Source organism: Xanthomonas melonis, assembly GCF_020783655.1.
GTDB lineage: Bacteria > Pseudomonadota > Gammaproteobacteria > Xanthomonadales > Xanthomonadaceae > Xanthomonas > Xanthomonas melonis.
Genome location: NZ_JAJGQH010000018.1, coordinates 69,706 through 91,867 on the forward strand (window position 1 = coordinate 69,706; position 22,162 = coordinate 91,867).

18 protein-coding genes and 1 pseudogene are annotated in these 22,162 nt (G+C 66.8%); 10 read left to right on the forward strand and 9 right to left on the reverse strand.

Features of this window, described 5'->3' with window-relative positions:
- Nucleotides 1-65 precede the first annotated feature (65 nt).
- From LL964_RS17465 to LL964_RS17475, 4 genes and pseudogenes are all read left to right on the forward strand, one after another.
- Nucleotides 66-3,773, forward strand: a complete 3,708-nt coding sequence (locus tag LL964_RS17465; protein ID WP_104588506.1) for an indolepyruvate ferredoxin oxidoreductase family protein — start codon at nucleotides 66-68, stop codon at nucleotides 3,771-3,773.
- A gap of 140 nt (nucleotides 3,774-3,913) precedes the next feature.
- Nucleotides 3,914-4,534 carry a helix-turn-helix transcriptional regulator gene (locus LL964_RS17470; protein ID WP_104588568.1) on the forward strand — a complete coding sequence of 207 codons (621 nt, stop codon included), beginning with the start codon at nucleotides 3,914-3,916 and terminating at the stop codon, nucleotides 4,532-4,534.
- A pseudogene (locus LL964_RS20115) lies at nucleotides 4,531-4,827 on the forward strand (HipA N-terminal domain-containing protein); the annotation flags it as partial. The gene LL964_RS17470 and the pseudogene LL964_RS20115, both read left to right, overlap by 4 nt.
- Nucleotides 4,828-5,808 (forward strand): HipA domain-containing protein, encoded by a 981-nt coding sequence (locus tag LL964_RS17475; RefSeq protein WP_244181111.1) that lies wholly within the window; start codon nucleotides 4,828-4,830, stop codon nucleotides 5,806-5,808.
- Nucleotides 5,809-5,859: 51 nt separating this feature from the next.
- Here the strand turns inward: LL964_RS17475 and LL964_RS17480 are convergent, their stop codons facing one another.
- The 3 genes from LL964_RS17480 to egtB are packed head-to-tail and all read right to left on the reverse strand — an operon-like array spanning nucleotide 5,860 to nucleotide 8,411.
- Nucleotides 5,860-6,138: a DUF3253 domain-containing protein gene (locus tag LL964_RS17480; RefSeq protein ID WP_228329476.1), complete on the reverse strand. Its 279-nt coding sequence runs from the start codon at nucleotides 6,136-6,138 to the stop codon at nucleotides 5,860-5,862.
- 6 nt (nucleotides 6,139-6,144) lie between these two features.
- Nucleotides 6,145-7,131 carry an L-histidine N(alpha)-methyltransferase gene (egtD, locus tag LL964_RS17485; protein WP_104588504.1) on the reverse strand — a complete coding sequence of 329 codons (987 nt, stop codon included), beginning with the start codon at nucleotides 7,129-7,131 and terminating at the stop codon, nucleotides 6,145-6,147.
- Nucleotides 7,128-8,411 (reverse strand): ergothioneine biosynthesis protein EgtB, encoded by a 1,284-nt coding sequence (egtB, locus tag LL964_RS17490; protein ID WP_104588503.1) that lies wholly within the window; start codon nucleotides 8,409-8,411, stop codon nucleotides 7,128-7,130. The genes egtD and egtB overlap by 4 nt, the downstream gene beginning before the upstream one ends.
- A gap of 71 nt (nucleotides 8,412-8,482) precedes the next feature.
- Here egtB and LL964_RS17495 point away from each other — a divergent pair, with 71 nt between their 5' ends.
- Nucleotides 8,483-9,664, forward strand: a complete 1,182-nt coding sequence (locus LL964_RS17495) for an aminotransferase class V-fold PLP-dependent enzyme (RefSeq protein ID WP_104588502.1) — start codon at nucleotides 8,483-8,485, stop codon at nucleotides 9,662-9,664.
- A 150-nt stretch (nucleotides 9,665-9,814) separates the two neighbouring features.
- Here the strand turns inward: LL964_RS17495 and LL964_RS17500 are convergent, their stop codons facing one another.
- Genes LL964_RS17500 through LL964_RS17515 form a run of 4 tightly spaced genes read right to left on the reverse strand, consistent with a single transcriptional unit; the run spans nucleotide 9,815 to nucleotide 13,660 of the window.
- Nucleotides 9,815-11,287: an ABC transporter permease/substrate-binding protein gene (locus LL964_RS17500; protein ID WP_104588501.1), complete on the reverse strand. Its 1,473-nt coding sequence runs from the start codon at nucleotides 11,285-11,287 to the stop codon at nucleotides 9,815-9,817.
- A complete protein-coding gene (locus LL964_RS17505) occupies nucleotides 11,284-12,021 on the reverse strand; it encodes an ATP-binding cassette domain-containing protein (RefSeq protein WP_104588500.1) in 738 nt (245 codons plus the stop codon). Before LL964_RS17505 ends, LL964_RS17500 begins: the two co-directional genes overlap by 4 nt.
- Nucleotides 12,022-12,069: 48 nt before the next feature.
- Nucleotides 12,070-12,405 carry an EF-hand domain-containing protein gene (locus tag LL964_RS17510; RefSeq protein ID WP_425478195.1) on the reverse strand — a complete coding sequence of 112 codons (336 nt, stop codon included), beginning with the start codon at nucleotides 12,403-12,405 and terminating at the stop codon, nucleotides 12,070-12,072.
- 49 nt (nucleotides 12,406-12,454) lie between these two features.
- Nucleotides 12,455-13,660, reverse strand: coding sequence for a DesA family fatty acid desaturase (locus tag LL964_RS17515; protein ID WP_104588499.1), 1,206 nt, complete (start codon nucleotides 13,658-13,660; stop codon nucleotides 12,455-12,457).
- Nucleotides 13,661-13,807: 147 nt separating this feature from the next.
- Between LL964_RS17515 and LL964_RS17520 the strand changes: the two genes are divergently transcribed.
- From LL964_RS17520 to LL964_RS17530, 3 genes are all read left to right on the forward strand, one after another.
- Complete coding sequence (locus LL964_RS17520) at nucleotides 13,808-14,644, forward strand: ABC transporter ATP-binding protein (RefSeq protein ID WP_104588498.1); 837 nt, start codon at nucleotides 13,808-13,810, stop codon at nucleotides 14,642-14,644.
- Between the two features lie 134 nt (nucleotides 14,645-14,778).
- On the forward strand, nucleotides 14,779-15,789 hold the full coding sequence (locus LL964_RS17525) for a TIGR00266 family protein (protein WP_104588497.1): 1,011 nt from the start codon (nucleotides 14,779-14,781) through the stop codon (nucleotides 15,787-15,789).
- A 226-nt stretch (nucleotides 15,790-16,015) separates the two neighbouring features.
- On the forward strand, nucleotides 16,016-17,053 hold the full coding sequence (locus LL964_RS17530; RefSeq protein ID WP_104588496.1) for a patatin-like phospholipase family protein: 1,038 nt from the start codon (nucleotides 16,016-16,018) through the stop codon (nucleotides 17,051-17,053).
- 183 nt (nucleotides 17,054-17,236) lie between these two features.
- Here the strand turns inward: LL964_RS17530 and LL964_RS17535 are convergent, their stop codons facing one another.
- Nucleotides 17,237-19,438: a TonB-dependent siderophore receptor gene (locus tag LL964_RS17535; protein WP_104588495.1), complete on the reverse strand. Its 2,202-nt coding sequence runs from the start codon at nucleotides 19,436-19,438 to the stop codon at nucleotides 17,237-17,239.
- A 272-nt stretch (nucleotides 19,439-19,710) separates the two neighbouring features.
- A complete protein-coding gene (locus LL964_RS17540; RefSeq protein ID WP_104588494.1) occupies nucleotides 19,711-20,193 on the reverse strand; it encodes an Lrp/AsnC family transcriptional regulator in 483 nt (160 codons plus the stop codon).
- Between the two features lie 128 nt (nucleotides 20,194-20,321).
- Here LL964_RS17540 and phhA point away from each other — a divergent pair, with 128 nt between their 5' ends.
- Both phhA and LL964_RS17550 read left to right on the forward strand, forming a co-directional pair.
- Complete coding sequence (gene phhA / locus LL964_RS17545; RefSeq protein ID WP_104588493.1) at nucleotides 20,322-21,212, forward strand: phenylalanine 4-monooxygenase; 891 nt, start codon at nucleotides 20,322-20,324, stop codon at nucleotides 21,210-21,212.
- Between the two features lie 278 nt (nucleotides 21,213-21,490).
- A complete protein-coding gene (locus LL964_RS17550; RefSeq protein ID WP_104588492.1) occupies nucleotides 21,491-22,135 on the forward strand; it encodes a DMP19 family protein in 645 nt (214 codons plus the stop codon).
- Nucleotides 22,136-22,162 lie beyond the last annotated feature (27 nt).

Here is a 22,162-nt window from a genome sequence, read left to right on the forward strand (position 1 = left end):
GTCAGGCGGGTCATGCAGTTTCAGATGACACGTTCAAGGTCCCAGCCACCCTTTCCGGGCACGCCATGACCAGTACCGCTGCACTTTCCTCTCCCGACTCTGCCAACACGCCGGAGCTCGGCCGAGTGGATGCGGACTACACGCTGGAACATAAGTACACGCGCGCCGATGGCCGCATCTATCTGTCGGGCGTGCAGGCGCTGGTGCGGCTGCCCTTGATGCAGCGTCTGCGCGATCAGGCCGCCGGCCTGGACACCGCCGGCTTCGTCAGCGGCTACCGCGGCAGCCCGCTGGGCGGGCTGGACCTGGAGTTGTGGCGCGCACGCAAGCATCTGGAGGCGTCCCGGGTGACCTTCACACCCGGCCTCAACGAGGACCTGGCCGCCACCATGGTCTGGGGCACCCAGCAGACCAACCTGTTCCCCGGCGCGAAAGTGCAGGGCGTGTACGGCATGTGGTACGGCAAAGGGCCGGGCGTGGACCGCAGTGGCGACGTGTTCAAGCACGGCAATGCCGCCGGCACCTCGCCGTTTGGCGGCGTGCTGGCGCTGGCGGCCGACGACCACGCCTGCCGCAGCTCGACCCTGCCGCACGGGTCGGAAGACGAATTCGTCAGCGCGATGATGCCCATCCTCAATCCGGCCGGGGTCCAGGACATCCTGGAGATGGGCCTGCTGGGCTGGGCGATGAGCCGCTACACCGGGCGCTGGATCGGCTTCAAGACCATCGCCGAGACGGTGGAGTCCTCCGCGTCGGTCGAGGTGAATCCGTTCGCGCGCAGCATCGTGCTGCCGGAGGACTTCGCGCTGCCACCGGGTGGTTTGAGCATCCGTTGGCCGGACCCGCCGGTGGATCAGGAAATGCGCCTGCATCGCTATGCGGTAGCGGCCGCGCAGGCATTCGCACGCGCCAACGGCATCGACAAGGTGGTGCTGGATTGCCCGCAGGCACGGCTGGGCATCGTCACCACCGGCAAGAGCTACCTGGACGTATTGCAGGCACTGGAATACCTGGGCCTGGATGCGCGCGCCTGCGCGCAGATCGGCATCCGCGTCTACAAGGTCGGCATGACCTGGCCGCTGGAACCGCTGGGCATCGGCGCGTTCGCGCGCGGGCTGCAAGACATCGTGGTGGTGGAAGAGAAGAAGGCCTTCATCGAGCGCCAGATGAAGGAGCTGTTCTACAACTGGCCAGCCAGCGCGGGCGCGCGGCCGAGCATCGTCGGCAAGTACGACGAGCAAGGCGCCTGGATCCTGCCCTCCACCGGCGAGCTGACCCCGGCCACCATTGCCGCGGTGATCGGCAAGCGCATCCTGCGCCTGCTGCAGACGAGCACGGTCGATACCGAATCGATCGAGCAGCGCTTGCGCTGGATGGAAGCCAAGGAAGCGGAGATGGCGCTGCCACGGGCGCAGTTCCCGCGCGTGCCGCATTACTGCTCCGGATGCCCACACAACACCTCTACCGCGGTACCGGAAGGTTCGCGTGCGCTGGGCGGCATCGGCTGCCATTACATGGTGACGTGGATGAATCGCGCCACCGACACCTTCACGCACATGGGCGGCGAAGGGGTGACGTGGTCGGGGCAGGCGCCGTTCACCGACACGCCGCACGTGTTCCAGAACCTGGGCGACGGCACCTATTTCCACAGCGGCTCGCTGGCGATCCGGCAGTCGGTGGCCACCGGCGTCAACATCACCTACAAGATCCTCTACAACGATGCGGTGGCGATGACCGGCGGGCAGCCGGTGGACGGCACGCTCACCGTGCCCGATATCGCCCACCAGCTGCGTGCCGAAGGCATCCACGAGATCGTGGTGGTCAGCGACGACATCGGCAAGTGGACGCGGCGACGCGACCTGTTTCCTGCCGAGGTCGCATTTCATGATCGTGGCGAACTGGACGCGGTGCAGCAGCATCTGCGCACCGTCAAGGGCGTGTCGATCCTGATCTTCGACCAGACCTGCGCCACCGAAAAGCGCCGCCGCCGCAAGCGCGGCAAGCTCATCGACCCGCCCAAGCGGGTGATGATCAACTCGCTGGTGTGCGAAGGCTGTGGCGACTGCGGCGAGAAGAGTTTCTGCGTATCGGTGCTGCCGAAGGAGACCGAGTTCGGGCGCAAGCGCCAGATCGACCAGTCCAACTGCAACAAGGACTATTCCTGCGTGTCGGGCTTTTGCCCGAGCTTCGTCACCGTGCATGGCGGTGCGCCACGCAAGGGCAAGCAACGCGACGCCAGCGCATTGCTGGAGGCACTGCCTGCGCCGCCACAACGCACGACGCTGGAACAACCCTGGAACATCCTGATCACCGGCGTTGGCGGTACCGGCGTGGTGACCATCGGCGCCTTGCTGGGCATGGCAGGGCATCTGGAGGGCAAGGGCGCCACGGTGCTGGACCAGACCGGCCTGGCGCAGAAAGGCGGCGCGGTGACCACGCATATCCGTATCGCCCGCCGGCCCGACGATATCCACGCGGTGCGCATCGCTGCCGGCGAAGCGGATCTGGTGCTGGGTTGCGACATGGTGGTGGTCAACGATTACTGGGCCTTGTCCAAGGTGCGCGACGGCCGTACCCAGGTGGTGCTCAACACCTATGAGGCGATGCCGGGCACGTTCACCACCCAGCCGGACCTGCAGTTCCCCGCCGCGCAGATCATCGCCGGCGTGCGTACCGCACTGGGTGGGCGCGAGCCGTTGCTGCTGGATGCCACGCAACTGGCCACCGCCCTGCTGGGCGATGCCATCGCCAGCAACCTGTTCGTGCTGGGCTATGCCTGGCAACACGGGTTGGTGCCGTTGTCGCATGCGGCGCTGATGCGTGCGATCGAGCTCAATGGCGCCGCCATTGCGATGAATCGGCAGGCCTTCGCCTGGGGCCGCCTGGCGGCGATCGATCTGCCGGCAGTGCAACGCGCCGCGGGCATGGCTGGCGCCGGCATGCCGGCACACCTGCACGGCGATACGCCCGCGGCACGTGCGCCGGGGAGTTGGGAGGAGCACGATCTCAGCGGCCAGAGCGCACCGCGCGCGTTGCCGCAGACCGATGGCGGCACGCTGCATGGCGACGTCGCTGCACCGGCCGCTCCGCTCGACGACGAGCAGCTGGCGCACTCGCTGGACGAGGCCATCGCGCGTCGCGTCGCGTTTCTGACCGACTATCAGGATGCGGCCTACGCGCAGCGTTACCGCGCGTTGATCGAGCGCGTGCGCAGCCACGAGGCGCAACGCGTGCCCGGCAGCAGCGCGCTGACCGAAGCGGTCGCCCGTTACGCCTTCAAGCTGATGGCCTACAAGGACGAATACGAAGTGGCGCGGCTCTACACGCGTGGCGATTTCCAGCGCCGGTTGCAGCAGCAGTTCGAAGGCGACTACACGCTGCGCTTCCATCTGGCGCCGCCGTTGCTGGCGAAAAAGGACGCGCATGGCAATCTGATCAAGCGCGAATACGGGCCATGGATGTTCACTGCCTTCAAGCTGCTGGCACGGCTGAAGTTCCTGCGCGGTGGCAAGCTCGACGTGTTCGGCTACACCGCCGAGCGGCGCGGCGAACGCCAGTTGATCGTCGACTACCTCGCCACGGTGGAGCTGTTGCTGGAACGCCTGGATGCCGACAACGTGGGCCTGGCCGCGCAGATCGCCAGCATTCCGGAACACATCCGTGGCTACGGCCATGTCAAGCATGCGCACCTGCAGGAAGCCAAGGCACGCGAAGCCGCGCTGCTGGCGCAGTGGCGCAATCCGAAGGCGTTGCACGTGGTGCAGACGGCTTGATGTCGGCGAACGATGATATTTGATTGATGTCATCGTTCGACTACATTTCTGGGGTTTGATCGGCTGCGGGGCGGATTGACGTGCCGATGTAACCGATTGGCGACATTGCGCAAATGTCGTCGATCGCTTACATTATAGCCATGGATACTGCCCGCACTCCCTCCGATGTCGGCAACATCATCCGCGCCAGGCGCAAACGCCTGGGCTGGGATCAGGCTCGCCTGGCCCACGAAATCGGCGTGAGCCGGCAATGGATCGTCGATATCGAAAAAGGCAAGCCGCGCGCGGAGCTGCAGCTGATCCTACGCGCGCTGCAGGCGCTGGGGCTGGAGTTGATGCTGGGCCCGAGCGCTGCTCAGGTTCCGCCGGTGAATGCGCCTGATGGCGGCACCCTGACACCGATCGATCTCGACGCGATCATTGAACACAACCGGTCCAATTCACGATTGGGAACGAATGTTCTCAATGCGTTCAACAACAACATCTTCGAGAATCAATTCTCCTCGCTCGATCGGCCGAAAAACACCGGCTTGCATGGACCATTCTCGGCAACGGATGCTTTAAAACAGTCTCCGGCGCAGGCAGCATCGGCAGCAGCCCTGAATCACTATTCCTCGATGGTCGATGCGCCAAATGAAAGAAATTTGGTGAGTGAGCCGCTGCAAAAGCAGTTTCCCGCGCTTGATCGTCCGAAGATTGGCCAGACAACGAAAATGCCCAGGGTTAGATCGACATCTTCTAAAAAGAAGGGCGATCCGTGAGACTGGTCGCGCTGATCGAAAATCAGGTGATCGGCCATCTGGCGTCCGGCCCGCATGGGCATCCACGATTCACCTACGCGCCGGACTGGCAGCAATCGAAAAGTGCGATACCGCTGTCGTTGAACCTTCCCCTCAGCAAGGAGCATCACCCGACCGAGGCGGTCAGTGCAGTGCTGTGGGGCCTGCTGCCAGACAACGAAGCCACCTTGCAACGCTGGGCCTCCAGGTTCCAGGTTTCGCCGCGCAATCCGCTCGCCCTGTTGTCGCACGTCGGCGAGGATTGCGCCGGTGCGGTGCAGTTCGTCACCGAGGCCAGGCTCGAGGATGTGCTATCCGGCGCCAGCGATGGCATCGAACCGCTCACCGATGACGAACTGGAAGCACGCTTGCGCAGGCTGCGCCAGGATGTCGGTGCAGCGCGCCAGGTCGATGACGTCGGTCAGTTCAGCCTGGCCGGTGCCCAGGCCAAGATCGCCCTGCTGCACGATGGCCAGCAGTGGGCCATCCCGGCTGGGCGCATCCCAACCACACATATCCTCAAACCACCGAGTGGCGAGTACGACGGATTCGTCGAGAACGAGCTTTTCTGCCTGCGCCTGGCGCGCAGTATCGGTCTGCCCACCGCAGCCGCCCAAGCGCTGCGCGTCGGCGCTGAAACCGCCATTTGCGTCAAACGTTACGACCGCATCCCTGTTGACGGAGTGCTGCTGCGCATCCACCAGGAAGATACCTGTCAGGCGCTGGGGGTGATGCCGCACATCAAGTATCAGAACCAGGGCGGTCCTGGGGTGGAGGCGATCTCACAACTCTTGTGGACGCACTCGTCGCAACCGCGGCAAGACGTCGAAACCCTGTTCCAGGCCCTGGTCTTCAATTACCTGATCGGCGGCACCGATGCGCATGCGAAGAACTATTCGCTGCTGCTCGGCCAACACCGGCAGGTCCGGTTGGCGCCGTTGTACGACCTTTCCAGCGCCCTGCCGTATCCGCAGCTGCAACAGCGCAAACTCAAGATGGCGATGAGCATCGGCAGTCATTATCGCTGGTGGGACATCCGTCCAAGCGACTGGATGCGGGTCGCCGGCACATTGCGCCTGGATGCATCTGAGTGCCTTGCATGGATGCGCTGGACCGTCAGCGCCCTGCCCGATCGAGCGCAGGAACTGCTTGCCGAGCTTTCGCGGGAAGGCCTTGCGCACCCGGTCCTGAATGTCTTGGTGGGAGAAATTGCAGGCGCATGCAGCCGCCTGTGCAAGTTGTTGCCGTCGGGTTGATCCGTTCGATACCGCCATACATGGCGGATGGCGTCTCCAAGCGGCCGCGCATCAATCGAAACGCGGCCCGCGCATCAGGCGAATCGGTCCGCGTGCGGAGGCAAGGCCCACGGTTCGCCCCTGCTGGGTGATGCGCACCAGACCCTTGCCCGCGGCGTCGGCGGCAACCGCGCGCACCCGCGGCATCAAGGCACGCCACACCGCCACGTCATCGCTCAGCGCGCGCGCAACGTCCGAAGGACAGATGGAGTGCTGCGGCTGCCGCTGTGCGAGCAGCTGCCGCATGACCGCGACAATCTGCGCATCGGCCGGCTGCTGCGCGCTGGACACTTGCGCCTACAGCGGCCGCAACAAGCGCAGGCCGAACCAGTCCTTGGCATCGTTCCAGCCGTGGGTGACCTTGAGGCCGGCCGCGGCGGCGAGTTCGGCAAAGCGCGCATCGGTGTACTTGTAGCTGTATTCGACCTGCATCGCCTCGCCTTCGGCAAAGCCGAATTCCTGCCCGCCGACGTTTACGCGCTGGTCGCGCTGGCTGATCAGGAAGGTTTCGATACGTCCGCGTTCGCGCGCGTACACCGCATGGTGACGGAAGCCGGCAAGATCGAAATCGCTGCCGATCTCGCGGTTGAGTCGCGCCAGCAGGTTCAAGGTGAACTCGGCGGTGACGCCTGCCGCATCGTTGTAGGCCGCTTCGATCAGCCTGGTGTCCTTGTCCAGATCGATACCGATCAACGCGCATCCATCGCTGCCCATGGTCTGGCGCATCGCGTCCATCAAGGCGATGGCAGCGGTATCGGTGAAATTGCCCAGCGTCGAGCCGGGGAAGAACACCAGGTGCCGGCGCGCGCGACGTTGCGCATCGGGTAGCCGCAACGGCTTGGTGAAGTCGGTGCACACCGGCAGCATCTGGATCTGCGGAAACTGCTGCGCCAGCCGTGCGGTGCTCTCCAGCAGCGCGGTGCGCGAAATCTCCAACGGTGTGTAAGCCACCACATCGCGCAGGCCCTGCAGCAGCAGTTCGGTCTTGCGACCGCTGCCGCTGCCGTACTCCACCACGTGCACGCTGGCGCCGATGGCCTGGGCGATCGACGGCATGCTGGTCTCCAGCAGCGCCAGCTCGGTGCCGGTGAGGTAGTACTCCGGCTGCCGGGTGATGGCTTCGAACAACTGCGAGCCGCGCGCATCGTAGAAATACTTGGATGGCAAGGTCTTGGGCGTCTGCGACAACCCGGCCAGGGCATCGGCGGTGATGTCGTCCGGCTGCGGACGCAGGTCGGTCAGCGCGGCATGGGCGCGTTGCATGGCATGGGCGGCAGCGTTCACGGCAGATCCTTGGCAAGGCGCACGCCGGCGAACTGCCAGCGCGCATCGGAGGGAAAGAAGTTGCGATAACTGGCGCGCATGTGGCTGGACGGCGTGGCGCAGCTGCCGCCACGCAGCACCCACTGCGCGTTCATGAATTTGCCGTTGTATTCGCCCAGCGAACCGGGCCACGGTGCGAAACCCGGATACGGCAGGTACGCGCTGCCGGTCCACTCCCAGACATCGCCAAACAGTTGCTGCAGGCCGGTATCCACGGCCTGTGCGCCGCGCGGATGCAAGGCATCGCTGTCGACGAAATTGCCTTGCACCGGCATCCCGGCGGCGGCCAGCTCCCACTCGGCTTCGGTCGGCAGGCGCGCACCGGCCCAGCGTGCGAAGGCATCGGCCTCGAACAGGCTCAGGTGGCAGACCGGCGCATGCGGATCGCGTGCGCGCCAGCCATCCAGGGTGAACTCGCGCCCGTCCGTGTCCCAGTACAGCGGATGCTGCCAGCCTTGCGTCTGCACCATGGCCCAGCCATCGCTGAGCCAGGCTCCGGCGGTGCGATAGCCGCCATCGTCGACGAACTGCTGGAATTCGGCATTGCTGACCACGCGATTGGCCAGCGCATGTGCACCGACCAGCACACGATGGCGCGGGGATTCGTTGTCGTAGGCGAAGTGCTCGCTGTGCGGCCAGGAAGGCGCGCCGATTTCCGCGATCTGCTCGTCGCGTGCCTGCCAGCGCAGTGCGCTGCCGGCTGCACGCGGCGCATCGTGCCTGTCGCGATAGGCCGGCTGCAACGGATTGCTCCAGAGCGCGTGCTTGATATCGGTCAGCAGCAGCTCCTGGTGCTGTTGTTCGTGCTGAATGCCCAGCTGCACGATGGTGCGGGCCTGCGCATCTAGCGCGCCATCGCGCAGGCGCAGTTGCATCTGGGTATCTATCGCCGCGCGGTAGTCACGCACCTGCTGCAACGACGGACGCGACAGGACACCGCGACGCGCGCGTGCATGCATCGGGCCCACGCTCTGGTAGTAGCTGTTGAACAGGAAATCCCAGGCCGGATCGAAGACGCGATAGGCCGGATCGGCCTGCAACACGAACCGCTCGAAGAACCAGGTGGTATGTGCCAGATGCCATTTGCTAGGGCTGGCATCGGGCATGCTCTGCACCATCGCGTCTTCGGCGCTCAGGGGTGCGGCAAGGCGGTCGCTCAGCGCGCGGGTCTGCGCATAGCGTTCCAGCAGGCCGGGCTGCTGGTGCTGGCGGTCGACCAGCAAGGGTGAGAGTGCAGACATCGCCGTATGCTTGGGGAGCGCCTGTGAACGTGCCGTGTCGGCGCGGTGGCAGCTGGCGGTAAGCTGTACGCATGTCATCGTCGATGTTGTCCAGTCCGCTCCCCGCTCCACTGGAGTGGGCACACCGCCCGCAGGCGTTTGCGCTTACCGGTGAGGTCGTTTATCTGGACGCCGCCTCGCGCGGCCCGTTGCTGCGCGCGGTCCAGTCCGTCGCGCATCAGGCCGTGGATGCGCTGGCCACACCATGGCGCCTGTCCTTCGATGCGTGGTTGCTGCAGCTCGAACAGCTGCGTGGGCTTGCCGCCGGCTTGTTCGATCACGACGCCGAGGCGCTGGCCGTGCTGCCATCGGCTGCGCATGGTCTGGCCACTGCGGCGCGCAATCTGCCGTTGCAACGCGGCGATGCCGTGTTGGTGCTGGAAGGACAGTTTCCGTCCAATTTGCTGGTCTGGCAGCGCCGCTGCGCCGAGGTGGACGCGCGGATCGTCGCGGTGCCGGCCACGCCCGGTGTTGGATTGACCGATGCGGTGCTGCACGCCATTGCCCAGACACCGGCATTGCGCATCGCCAGCCTGCCGCAGGCATATTGGCTGGATGGCCGGCAACTGGATCTGGACCGCATCAGCGCCGCGGTGCATGCGCGCGGTGCGGCGCTGGTGCTGGACCTGAGCCAGAGCCTGGGCGTGTTGCCCACCGATCTGCCGCGCTGGAAACCGGAGTTCGTGGTCAGTGTGGGCCACAAGTGGCTGCTGGGGCCGATGGGCCTGGCCTGGTTGTGGGCGGCGCCGCACTGGCGCGCCCATGGCGTCCCGATCGAAGAGCACTGGATTGGCCGCGATGCCGGCAGCAGCTGGGAGTTTCCGGTTGCGCAGGCGCCGCACTATCGCGATGGCGCACGCCGCTTCGATGCCGGCGGCGTGGCCGACCCACTGCGTATTGCGATGGCGACGGCGGCGTTGCAGCAGGTCATGGCCTGGCAACCGGCGCGCATTGCGCAGGCATTGGGTGCGCTCACCGCGCAGTGGGATACCGCCCTGCAGGCGCGTGGGCTGGGCGACTGGTGCACGCCCGGACATGCGCCGCATCTGACCGCCCTGCAGCCGCCCGCCGCTGCGCTGGATGCGGTGGCAGCGACGCTCGGCGCGCTCGGGGTGATCTGCACGCGCCGGCACGGGCGCTTCAGGATCGCACCGCATTTGCATGTCACCGAACACGCGCTGGAACGGGTGATTGCCGCGCTGCCGAACGGGTGATGCGGCGCGCGCCGCGCTCCCCGGTCGATACACTGCGCCAGGGCCCCTCATCCGCCCTTCGGGCACCTTCTCCCGCACGCGGGAGAAGGAGATGACTCACGCAAGTGGGAGGAGGAGTGACTCACGCAAGTTGGAGAAGGAAATGACAGCTTACCGCTGCTGGCTGATCCGCAAACCGCGCGGCGTGACCCAGCGCTCCAGACCTTCGAACACCGCCTGGACCAGCAAGGCCAGCACCGCGGCCGGAATCGCGCCTTCCAGGATCAGGCCAAGATCGTCCAGGCGGATGCCGGTGAGGATCGGCTGGCCGTAGCCGCCTGCGCCGATCAGCGCGCCCAGGGTGGCGGTACCGACATTGATCACCGCAGCGGTCTGGATGCCGGCCACGATCGTGCGGCGTGCCAACGGCAGTTCGATGCGCCACAACCGCGTCCATGCCGGCAGGCCGATCGCTTCGGCGGTCTGGCGCAACTCGCGCGGGATCGAGCTCAGCCCGGCATGCGTATTGCGCACGATCGGCAACAGGCTATACAGGAACAGCGCCGCAATCGCCGGCTTGGCGCCGATACCGAACAGCGGAATCATGAAGACGAACACCGCCAGCGACGGCAGGGTCTGCAGCACACCGGTCAGCGACAGCACCACCTGGCCCAGCCGTGGTCGGCGTGCCGCCAGCACGCCCAACGGCAGGGCGATCAGCAAGGCGAACCCCAACGAGCTGCCGACCAGCGCCAGGTGTTCGCGGGTGTGTCGCCATAACCGGCTGATGCGCGAGTCGATGTTCGAGACAGGCTTCACGCCCAGCCATTGCGCGGCCACCGCGGCTTCGCTCTTGCGCTCCAGCTTCACCTGCGCATTGAGTTGCTGCATGGTTGCTTCGTCGATGCGTCCCTGCAGGCCTTGCAGTGCCTGCAGCATCTTCGGTGCGCGTTGCGCCAGATCCTTGCGGTACAGGAACACCGCCTGGTAATCGGGAAAGTAGTGGCGGTCGTCGCGCAAGACCTGCAGCCGGTAATACGCAATCTCCGCATCGGTGCTGTACAGATCGGTGACCTCGATGGCGCCGCTGTGCAGCGCGCGATAGGCCAGGTCGTGATCCAGTCCGGTGGCGGTCTGCGGCAAGGCATAGGCGGCGCGCACGCCAGGCCAGCCGTCGGCACGCTGCATGAACTCGTTGCTCAGGCCGATCTTCAACGCCGGGTGGCGTACCAGCTCCGACAGCGTGCTGATGCCCAGTGCCTGCGCACGTTCGCGACGCATGCCGAATGCATAGGTGTTCTGGAATCCCAGCGACTGCGTCATCGCCAGCCCACGCGCGTCCAGTGCGGTGCGCAGCGCTTCCTGGCTGGCCTTGGGCAGTTGCAGCAGTTCCTGCGCCAGGGTGCCGGTGTATTCGGCATAGGCATCGATCTGCCCGGTCTCCAGCGCGCGCCACAGGATGCGGGTGCCGCCGAGCTGGGCGCGATGCTGCACATCCACCCCGTCGCGCTTGCCGGCGGCGGTGGCGATCTCGCCCAGGATCACTGCTTCGGTGAAGTTCTTCGAGCCGATGGTGACCTGCGTGGCCTGCACGCCGAGGCTGCACAGCAGCAACATCGTGGCGACGAGTACACGCGCCCTCATGCGGCGTCGCCGATGCTGCGCTGGGCAGTGAGAAAGCGATGCACGAAGGGCTCGGCCGGGTGCTCGAGCAGACTGCGCGCAGTGCCCTGTTGCAGCACCCGACCGGCGCGCATCAGCACCAGGGTATCGGCCAGATACGCCGCCTCGGCCACGTCGTGAGTGACCAGCACCACGGTCTTGCCGAGCTGGACGAACAGTTCGCGCATCTGCGCCTGCAGGTCGTAACGCACGATGGGATCGAGTGCGCCCAGTGGCTCGTCGAGCAGCAGGGCCGGCGGGTCCAGCATCAGCGCGCGGATCAGGCCCACCCGCTGCCGCTGACCGCCCGAGAGCTGGGCCGGGTAGCGCGCCAGCAGCTCCGGCGGCAGCTGGCACAGTGCGCACAGCGTCTGCAGGCGCGCGTCGATGCGCTCGCGCGTCCATCCCAGCGTCTGCGCCAGCAACGCCACGTTGCTGCGCGCATCCAGATGCGGGAACAGCCCGCCCTCCTGGATCACATAGCCGATGCGCTGGCGCTGTGCCTGCAGCCGCTGGCGTTGCAGTGGCGTGCCATCGAAGACGACCGTGCCACTGTCGGGCCAGTCCAGCCCGACCAGCATGCGCAACACGGTGGACTTGCCGGCGCCGCTGGGACCGATCAATGCCGTCGTGACACCGCTGGCGAACGTCAGCGTGACGTCGTCCAGTGCGATGGACTGGCCGTAGCGGCGGCTGACCCGATCGAGAGTGAACATGCGCTCGAGCTTGCCGAAAACGCCGTCAGCCGGGCGCGAAGGCGCGCATCAGCGGGGTGGCGCCAACAATTCGCGCGCGCTCAGAAACCCGTCGCCGTTGGCATCCTGCCGCGCGAAGCGCTCGATCAAGGTGGCGCGGTGCGCAGCGCGGGTGATCGGCTTGCCGCGTCGCCCCGGCAACTCCTCGCCCTGCAGCACGCCATCGTGATCGGTATCGCGCTGATCGAAGGCGTAGCTCATCCAGGCCAGATACTCGTCGCGGCTGACGCGTCCATCGCCGTCGGTGTCCATGCGCTTGAGATAGTCCTGGCTGTCCTGAACCTGCGCCTGCAGCGCGGGCGTGCACGCGCCGACCAGGCAGGCCGCAGCCAGCGCGCGCCACACCCTGCGGCGGCTCCGGCACGCGCTGGCCACGCCCGGGACCTTGCCGACCTCAGACCGCACTCAGCGCATACCCCTTGAGCCGCGCGGCGTAGGCCTGCAGCGCGGCGTTGCCGCTGGCCTCGGCCTCATGGCACCACTGCTGCAATTGCCTGAGCCGCTCGGAGGCGTCGTGACTGCGCGCTTCCAGCACTGCGGTCAGACGTGCGCGATAGTCGATCAGGGTGCGCATCCGCGGGCGCTGCGCCACCCAGGCCTGCAGTTGCGCGCGCGCATCCGGCTTGAGCCAGCGGCCGTCGTCGACCAGGCCCTTGCGCAGGCGCCGCGGCAACAGCTCGCGCAGCTTGGCGCCGGTGGCGGCCGCCTCTTCGCGCAGTGCCGGCTTGAGCACATTGCGCTGGTAGTCGGTCATGGCCTGGAAACGATGCGACAGCAGGGCCTTGAGCGTGTCGGCATCGGGCACGGCGATGTTGGGGCGGATGTCCAGCGATGGCGCCACCCGCAGCACCTTGGCAAGACCCAAGGCCTGCAGGCCGACAATGGCGATCCAGCCGATGTCCAGCTCCCAGCGCCGCATCGAGAACCGCGCCGAACTGGGGAAGGCATGGTGGTTGTTGTGCAGCTCTTCGCCACCGATCCACAGCGCCCACGGCGTGAGGTTGGTGGAGGTATCGGCCGATTCGAAGTTGCGGTAGCCCCACCAGTGACCCAGCCCGTTGACCACGCCGGCCGCCCAGAACGGAATCCACGCCATCTGGATCGCCCACAGTGCAACGCCCGGCAAACCGAACAGCACGACATTGATCACTCCCAGCGCGATCGGGCCGGCGTTGGCGTGCGGCGTATACAGATGCCGTTCGATCCAGTCGGCAGGCGTGCCCTTGCCGTATTGCGCGATGTCGGCACGCTCGGCGCGCGCCTGGCGATACAGCTCCACGCCGCGCCAGAACACCTGGCCGATGCCCTTGGTCTGCGGGCTGTGCGGATCCTCGTCGGTCTCGACCTTGGCGTGGTGCTTGCGATGGATCGCCACCCACTCGCGGGTGATCATCGAGGTGGTGAGCCAGGTCCAGAAGCGGAAGAAGTGCGCCAGCACCGGATGGAAATCCACGCCGCGGTGCGCCTGGCTGCGGTGCAGGTACAAGGTCACCGCGAAGATGGTGAGCTGGGTGAACACCAGCAGCACCACAAGCATGCCCCACACGCCCAGGCCGGCCACGCCGGAGGTCAGGAAGTCGATGATCGGGTCGGGCAACATCGGCAATTCCACGGCGGCGGTATCTCGTTGGTCGGTGCAGACATGATGGGGGCGATCGCGGCAAACTTCACCCTGCGCAAGCGTAGGGTGATGCCCACATCGCCAAGCGGTTCACACGATTTCTTCCACTGCCCGACATTGTTGCGTATGACTGTTGCTGTCTCTGTTTCCACCGCCGCTGCGGACGCCGCCGCCTTGATCGAACTCGACCAGGCAAGCGTGATGCGCGGCCAGGTGCGGGTGCTGCATGCCTTGTCCCTGCGCATCGCGCTGGGGCAGCACACCGCGATCCTCGGGCCCAACGGCTGCGGCAAGTCGTCCTTCATCAAACTGATCACCCGCGAGTTGTATCCGCTGGCGCGCGGCGATGGCCAGGCAGCGGTGAAGGTGCTGGGGCAGACGCGCTGGCAGGTGGATCGGCTGCGCTCGCAGCTGGGCATCGTCACCGCCGATCTGAGCGTCAACCTGGCCGACATGCCGGGGCTGGATGTGGAAAGCGCGGTGCTGTCGGGGTTTTTCGCCAGCTACGTGGTGCCGCCGCACCGCGAGATCGACGACGGCATGCGCGCACGTGCGCGCGAGGCGCTGGCGCTGGCGCGCGCCCTGCCGCTGCTGGACCGGCCGTTCGCCGAGTTGTCGGCCGGCGAGACGCGCCGGGTGCTGATCGCCCGCGCCCTGGTCAATCGCCCGCAGGCGCTGTTGCTGGACGAGCCTTCCACCGGCCTGGATCTGGTCGCGCGCCAGCACCTGCTCGACACCATGCGACATCTCGCCCAGCAGGGCATCACGCTGGTGCTGGTGACCCATCACATCGAAGAGATCGTGCCCGAGATCGCGCGGGTGATCCTGCTCCGCGCCGGCAAGGTGGTGGCCGATGGCAGCCGCGATGCCCTGCTGACCGATGCCAGCCTGTCGGCGGTGTTCGACGGCCCGGTGCGCGTGCAGCGCGATGGCGAACGCTATTGGGCGACGGTCGGCGCATGACGCGGTGATCGTCGCCATACGCTGCGTGCCACCGCAACCGGCCCGGCTGCGGCCCGCCATGACCTTGGACACGGGACGCGGCGGCCGGCGCTGCCGCTAGACTCGGCGCACACACGCAGACAGGAGTCGTTCCGATGGCCCAGTGGTATTTCCATGTTCCCGGACAGGCCGACCGTATCGGCCCGCTCGACGATGCCAGTGCCCGCGCCCATGCCCAGCGCCAACCCGATGCATTGGCCTGGCGCGAGGGCCTGGAGGGCTGGACCCCGGCGCGGCAACTGGCCGAGCTGCAGGGCGGCGGCAGTGCGCCGCCGCCGCTGACCGGCACGGCCGGGCGCGCCGACGAGATCGATTACCGCATCGTCGGCAACGACATGCAGTTCGTCGAAGTGGAGCTGGACCCGGGCGAGAGCGCCATCGCCGAGGCCGGTGCGCTGATGTACAAGGATGCGGCCGTGCAGATGGACACCGTGTTCGGCGATGGCTCGCACGCTGGCCAGAGCGGCGGCAGCGGGTTGATGGGCAAGCTGTTGTCGGCCGGCAAGCGCGTGGTCACCGGCGAAAGCCTGTTCACCACCGTGTTCACCCACGCCGGCAGCGGCAAGGCCAAGGTGGCGTTCGCCGCCCCCTACCCCGGCACGGTGCTGGCGCTGCGCCTGTCCGAACACGGCGGCCAGCTGATCTGCCAGAAGGACAGCTTTTTGGCCGGCGCGCGCGGGGTGGCACTGGGTATCGCATTGCAGAAGAAAATCCTCACCGGCCTGTTCGGCGGCGAAGGCTTCATCATGCAGAAGCTCGAAGGCGACGGCTGGGTGTTCGTGCACGCCGGCGGCACCGTGGTGGAACGCGAACTGGGCCCCGGCGAGCGGATCGACGTGGACACCGGCTGCGTGGTCGCCTATCACGCCGGCGTGGACATGGACGTGCGCCGCGTGGCCGGCCTGAAGAGCATGTTCTTCGGCGGCGAAGGCGTGTTCCTGGCCACCCTCACCGGCCCGGGCAAGGTATGGCTGCAGTCGTTGCCGTTCTCGCGCATGGCCGGGCGCATGCTGCAGGCTGCCCCCCAGGCCGGCGGCCAGCAGCGCGGCGAAGGCTCGGTGCTGGGCGGTCTCGGGCGGTTGCTGGATGGCGACAACCGGTTCTGAGTGCTGGCCGGCGTGGCGGTTCGGCACGCACTCCGGTGCGAGCGGGTCGTGCTGTCGCCATCGGGAACGCCCCCATCCGCCCTTCGGGCACCTTCCCCCGCGCGCGGGGGAAGGAGATGCACCGCGTCGATGTCTGCACGCTGCAGGAAAATCGGCTCCCATCCGGATCAGCCGCCGTTTGCGCGACGCGTGTATTCTGCCTCGCCTTTCCCGAGACGTTTTCGCCATGACTGCGCTCCGCCGCTCCCGCTCGCTCACGCTGCTGTCCCTGCTCGGTCTGCTCTCGGCCTGCGGTGGCGAGCCGCGCGCGGCTGCACCGGCACCGGTCGTGCAGCCCCCCGCCGCCGCTGCGCCCAAGCCGGTGAAGATCGGCATCGCGCTCGGTGGCGGTGCGGCCAAGGGGTTTGCACACATCGGCGTGATCAAGATGCTGGAGGCCAACGGATTCGCCCCGGTGGTGGTGTCCGGCACCAGCGCCGGCAGCGTGGTCGGTGCCTTGTATGCCAGCGGCATGGACGCGTTCCAGATGCAGGAAAAAGCCGTGGCTTTGGACCAGACCAGCATTCGCGATGTGCGGCTGTTGTCCGGCGGCCTGGTGCAGGGGCAGAAACTGCAGGATTACGTCAATGCGCAACTCGGCGGCAAGCCCATCGACAAGTTGCGCAAGCCGTTCGCCGCGGTGGCCACCCGCCTGGAAGATGGTGAGCGAACCGTCTTCGTGCGCGGCAATGCCGGCCAGGCGGTGCGCGCGTCCAGCAGCATCCCCGGTGTGTTCGAGCCGGTGACCATCGGCAAGTATCACTTCGTCGACGGCGGCGTGGTCAGCCCGGTGCCGGTGGATGCGGCGCGCCAGCTGGGCGCCGAGTTCGTGGTGGCAGTGGATATCTCCAGCAAGGCCAGCGGCAAGAATCCGGGCGATCTGCTCGGCACGGTGAATCAATCGATTTCGATCATGGGCCAGCGCCTGGGCGAAGCCGAACTCAAGCGCGCCGACATGGTGATTCGCCCCAAGGTCAGCGATATCGGCTCGGCCGACTTCAACCAGCGCGGCACCGCGATCCTGGAAGGCGAACGCGCAGCGATGGCGGCGATGCCGCAGATCCGCGCCAAGGTCGCGCAGTTGCAGGCCGCGCGCAGCAGCGCGGTGCGCAACGCCGCCGAGCAGGCCGCCGCGGCCAAGCAGCAGGCCTATCAGCGCTGCCTGGAGCAGCGCTCGCGCTGGGACAAGTTGCGCGGCAAGGACGAGGACTGCGTGGCGCCGTGATGGCTGCAGCGGCCTGGTTCATCGGGAAAGCATCGCGGCCGGGGCCGCTCCTACGAAGAGCCAGCGCATCTTTCCGCGGCGCCCCGCGAGCCCACACGCCTTCGGCAGCCCGAAGCCGCCCCCTGTCGGAGCGGCCCTGGCCGCGATGCGTCACTGATAGTCACGCAGCGTCGGCGACAGCTCTCAATACCGCCAGCGCAGCGACACGCTGACGAAGCGCGGTTCGCCGTAGTTCTGGTAGTCCAGGTTCGCCCAATAGGTTTTGTCGAATGCGTTGCGCACCGCCAGTGTGGCGGTCCACTGCTCGCTGATGCGGTAGTTGGCGTTGAAGTGCACCAGCGCGTACGGGTTCTGCACCACGGTGACCGGCGTGGTGGCGCCGCTGCCGTCGCCGGTGGGGCGCGCGATGTTGAAGCCGCGCACCGCGCTCTGCCAGCTCACGCCGCCGCCGATGCTCAGCCGGTCCCACGCGCCCGGCAGGCGCCACTGGGTGGAGAGCTGCAGATAGTCCTCCGGCAGATTGGCGTAGATCGCATCGGTGGGCGCGCGGGTGACCTTGACGTGGGTGTAGCCGGCGTTGACGGTCCAGCCGGGCAGCACTTCGCCGTTGAAGTCCACTTCCCAGCCGCGGCTCTTGGTACCGTTCACGCCGACGAAGGCCGAGGTGCCGTCCGGCAGCGAGCCTTCCGGCTGGGTCATGTCGCGCACCGCGAAGTTGTCCTGCCTGGCCTCGAAGACCGCGGCGGTGGCCATCGCGCGGCCATCGAGCAACTGCGCCTTGATGCCGGCCTCCAGGTTGGATCCCTCCACCGGGGCGAGCAGGTTGTTGTCCTTGTCGCGGTAATTCTGCGGATTGAAGATCTCGGTGTAGCTGGCATACACCGAGGCGTCGGGCACGATGTCGTAGACCAGGCCCACATAAGGGGTGACTTCATCGCTCACTTCGTAGCGGCCGCTGGTACCGGTGTAGACACCGGCGGCATTGAAGGCCTGGGTGCGGGTTTCCCACGCACTCAGGCGCGCGCCGGCGATCAGTGACAGCGGGTCGGCCAGGCGAAACCGCGTGGAGGCATACACACCGCGCTGAGTGGTCCGCGCTTCGTTGCGGCGGCCGGTGCGTGCATAGGTCACTTCGGAGATGTCGCCATCCCAGTTGCGGATGTTCGGGATGAAATAGCAGCGCTCGCGCACGCCGGTGGGGCTGGTGCAGGTGGCCCAGTCGGCGGGATAGGTCTGCGCGGTGGGATAGGCGGTGGACTGCAGATCCTGCCAGCTGCCGCCGATCACCACGTCGTGCTGACGGCCGAACAGCGAGAACCCACCGGACAGATACACGTCCACGCTATCGCGTGCGTCTTCGGTCTCGCCGGCCGCGGTGCGCAGGAACACGCCGCTGCCATCGGCTGCCGGGTAGCCGGTGCCGTAGACGCGCATGTTCTGCACCTGGCCCTTGGTGTGCGCGTAGTTGACGCGCAACAGCCAGTCCTCGCCGACGCGCTGTTCGAGATTGGCGAACGCCGTACTGGTTTCGCGCTGCCAGCGCGTCCATTTCGGTGCCATGTTGGTCGAGCGCGCCAGGTTGGCGAACGTGCCGTCGGCCGCGAAGAACGGCACCGTGCCCCAGGTCGAACCGACCGGGGTGTTGTCTTGGCGCTGATAGCCGACGGTGAGCGTGGTGGTCTCGGTCAGGTCGCCTTCCAGCACCGCCATGCCGGACATTTTGCTGTCGTGGTAGCGGTCGTAGTAGTAATCGCGGTCCTGCCAGGCAGCCACCACGCGGCTGCGGAAGCGCCCGTCATCGGTCAGCGGCGCATTGACATCGGCCTGCATGCGGCGGAAATCCCAGGTGCCCGCACTGACCGCGAACGACGCATCGAAGTCCTTGCCAGGACGCTTGCGCAGCAGGTTCACCGTGGCCGAGGGAATGCCCGCACCGGTGAGCAGGCCATTGGCGCCGCGGATCACTTCGATGCGGTCGTAGAAGACCGTGTCGTATTCCTGGTTGGTGGCGCCGCTATAGGTCGGCAGGCCGTCGACCTGGAAGTCGGTGATCTGGAAACCGCGCGCGAAGTAGAGCGGGCGCTGGGTGTCGTAGAACGAGACGTTGACGCCAGTGACGTTGCGCATCACGTCGTCGATGCTGAACAGCGATTGTTCTTCCAGCCGCTGCAAGCCGATCACGCTGACCGATTGCGGCGTTTCCTGCAGGGTCAGCGGTAAGCGCGTCGTGGTGGCCGGCTGCGCGCGGCTCACCGTGCCGTTGACGTTGACCTGATCCAGGGTGGTGGCATCGGCAGCGTCGGCAGCATGGACGGACGGCGCCAGCAGCAGCGCGCACAGCAGGGCGACAGACAACGTGGTCGGCGAAAGCGTGGTCACGGGCATCGGTTTCTCATCGAACGGAGGCGCACGCCATGCGTGGCCAATGAAGTGCGGTCCTGGGTCGGCATCCTGCTCAGGCGACGGCTGGCTGGCCTGGCGAGGCTGGCGGATCGACGAGACGGATGTGGCCGGCAACGGTCTGAAGTTATGCAAATGTAAATCGTTATCGTTTGATGGGCAAGTGCGGGGCGGTGGTCTGCCACCTTCGGCGGTCAGGCAGGCGTACGCCGCGGCCGGAGCGCCGGCCGATACGCGCGGTATCGAACCCGCCGCGCTCAGCCCAGGTGCGACAGCGGCAGACCTTCCGGTGCCTTGACCGTGCGCAGCACGAAGCTGGAATTGACGTCGGACACGCCGGTGGCATTGAGCAGGCGGTCGAGCAGGAAGCGCGAGAAATGCTCCAGATCGCGCACCTGCACCTGCAGCAGGTAATCCATATCGCCGGTCAGCGCCCAACAGGCCACGACCTCGTCCCAGTCGCGCACGCCTGTGGCGAAGCGGTCGATGTCCGGTTGGCCGTGTTGCTCCAGCTGCACCCGGACGAAGGCCTGCAGGCCGAGCCCCAGCGCACGCGCGTCCAGGCGTGCGCCATAGCCGGCGATGATGCCGGCCGCCTCCAGGCGCTGGATGCGGCGCAGGCAGGCCGATGCGGACAGATTCACCTGCACGGCCAGCTCCGCATTGCTGCTGCGGCCCTGTGTCTGCAACAGGGCGAGCAACCGCAGATCGGTGCGATCCAGGGCAATGGATTGATTCATATGTTGCGCAGCAGCAGATGGATACGCATGAATCTTGCGCGCTGTCGGCTTCGGCACGCAAGATTCGCAATCCTGTTGCGCAACGATCCGGCTAAGGTGAGGCCTGCCGCCACCCATCCTCTGCCAGCATGAATACCACCCCGCGCCGCGTCGAAAACCAGCTCACCGACAAGGGCTATGTGCCGGTCTACACCACGGCCGTGGTCGAGCAGCCGTGGGATGGCTACAGCGCCGACGACCACGCCACCTGGGGCACGCTGTACCGGCGCCAGCGCGAATTGCTGGTGGGTCGGGCCTGCGACGAGTTCCTGCAGGCACAGGACGCCATGGGGATGGACGACAGCCAGATCCCGCGCTTCGACGCCCTCAACACCGTGCTGCAGGCGGCTACCGGCTGGACGCTGGTGGGCGTGGAAGGCCTGCTGCCGGAGCTGGATTTCTTCGATCACCTGGCCAACAAGCGCTTTCCGGTGACGTGGTGGATTCGCCGCCCCGACCAGATCGACTACATCGCCGAGCCGGACCTGTTCCACGACTTGTTCGGGCACGTGCCGTTGCTGATGAACTCGGTGTTCGCCGACTTCATGCAGGCCTACGGGCGTGGCGGCGTCAAGGCGCATGGCATCGGCGCGGACGCCTTGCAGAATCTGACGCGGCTCTACTGGTACACGGTGGAGTTCGGCCTGATCGACACTGCGCAGGGGCTGCGCATCTACGGCGCCGGCATCGTGTCGTCCAAGGGCGAATCGCTGTACTCGCTGGAATCGGCCGCCCCCAATCGCATCGGGTTCGACCTGCAGCGCATCATGCGCACGCGCTACCGCATCGACAGCTACCAGAAGACGTACTTCGTCATCGACAGCTTCGCCCAATTGATGGATGCGACCAGCCCGGACTTCACGCCCATCTACGCCGCACTCGCGCAGCAGGCGCAGGTGCCGGCCGGCGATGTACTGGCCGAGGATCGGGTAGTCCAGCGCGGCAGCGGAGAGGGCTGGAGCCGCGACGGCGACGTGTAAGAGCGTCGGCCATCGCCGCTGCGTGGCACGACCGCACGTGGCGTGCACGCTCGGCAGCGGCATCGCCGGCCACGCCGCCGCCGACGATGCGCACACGATGCCTCGTTTGCGGCGATACGCCGTGCCCCGAGTACATCGCATCCGGTCGAGGTGCTGGCAGGTTCGAGAGATTTGCGCAGGCTGCGTGCTGTGCCGCGCGCCTGCTGCAGGCGTGCGGCGACTCGACAGCATCGCCCGCGCGCACTAAGGTCCAAGGCTCCCCACATCGCCTTCGCCCAATGGACCTGACGCATCTGCGGATCCGGCGCCTGGAGCTGGACGACACCCGCCTGCTGTTCACCCTGACCAACGGCATGCGTATCGATGAGCCCATCCAGGCCCATCGCCTGCTGCAACGGGCCGGGCCGCCGCAACGCGCGCAGTGGCAACTCACCGAGGATGGCTACGGGGTGAACTGGCCCGCGATCGCACCGCCGACGGCAGATGGCCTGCTGAACATGCCCGAGCTGCTGTGGCGCCGCCGTGCCGCGCGCGCACAGGCCAAGCTTGCGAGCGTGCGTGGGCGCCTGGATGCGCTCTCTCCGGGCGAACGCGAACTCATCGCGCTGGCACGGCTGGACACGGACATGAGCGAGAGCGGCTATGCGCGCTATTTCGATCGCTGGGACGCGGCCACCCGCAGTGCCGCGCTGCAGGGGCTGGCGGCGATGGGCGCGACGCAGACGCGGCAGGCGATCGAGGGCCTGGGCGCATTGTTCGAACGGCTGGAGGAAGACCCCGACCTGCTCAGCATCGAAGACATCCTCGATGCGATGAACGAAACCGAACGCCAACGCGTGCAGGGCTGGGAAGACGTCTATTACCGCCGCCTCGGCGATCTGGCGCGGCTGGGATTGACGCATTACGGCGTGGACAAGGCCTGATCAACGCGGTCAACCGTCCGCGTGCAA

Coding starts and splice junctions, on each gene's coding strand:
- LL964_RS17495 (WP_104588502.1), top strand. CDS start 8,483: ATGTCATCGTCGATGTTGTCCAGTCCGCTCCCCGCTCCACTGGAGTGG.
- LL964_RS17520 (WP_104588498.1), top strand. CDS start 13,808: ATGACTGTTGCTGTCTCTGTTTCCACCGCCGCTGCGGACGCCGCCGCC.
- LL964_RS17530 (WP_104588496.1), top strand. CDS start 16,016: ATGACTGCGCTCCGCCGCTCCCGCTCGCTCACGCTGCTGTCCCTGCTC.
- LL964_RS17525 (WP_104588497.1), top strand. CDS start 14,779: ATGGCCCAGTGGTATTTCCATGTTCCCGGACAGGCCGACCGTATCGGC.
- LL964_RS17515 (WP_104588499.1), bottom strand. CDS start 13,660: ATGTTGCCCGACCCGATCATCGACTTCCTGACCTCCGGCGTGGCCGGC.
- LL964_RS17470 (WP_104588568.1), top strand. CDS start 3,914: ATGGATACTGCCCGCACTCCCTCCGATGTCGGCAACATCATCCGCGCC.
- LL964_RS17535 (WP_104588495.1), bottom strand. CDS start 19,438: ATGCCCGTGACCACGCTTTCGCCGACCACGTTGTCTGTCGCCCTGCTG.
- phhA (WP_104588493.1), top strand. CDS start 20,322: ATGAATACCACCCCGCGCCGCGTCGAAAACCAGCTCACCGACAAGGGC.
- LL964_RS17465 (WP_104588506.1), top strand. CDS start 66: ATGACCAGTACCGCTGCACTTTCCTCTCCCGACTCTGCCAACACGCCG.
- LL964_RS17550 (WP_104588492.1), top strand. CDS start 21,491: ATGGACCTGACGCATCTGCGGATCCGGCGCCTGGAGCTGGACGACACC.
- LL964_RS17540 (WP_104588494.1), bottom strand. CDS start 20,193: ATGAATCAATCCATTGCCCTGGATCGCACCGATCTGCGGTTGCTCGCC.
- LL964_RS17505 (WP_104588500.1), bottom strand. CDS start 12,021: ATGTTCACTCTCGATCGGGTCAGCCGCCGCTACGGCCAGTCCATCGCA.
- LL964_RS17500 (WP_104588501.1), bottom strand. CDS start 11,287: ATGAGGGCGCGTGTACTCGTCGCCACGATGTTGCTGCTGTGCAGCCTC.
- egtB (WP_104588503.1), bottom strand. CDS start 8,411: ATGTCTGCACTCTCACCCTTGCTGGTCGACCGCCAGCACCAGCAGCCC.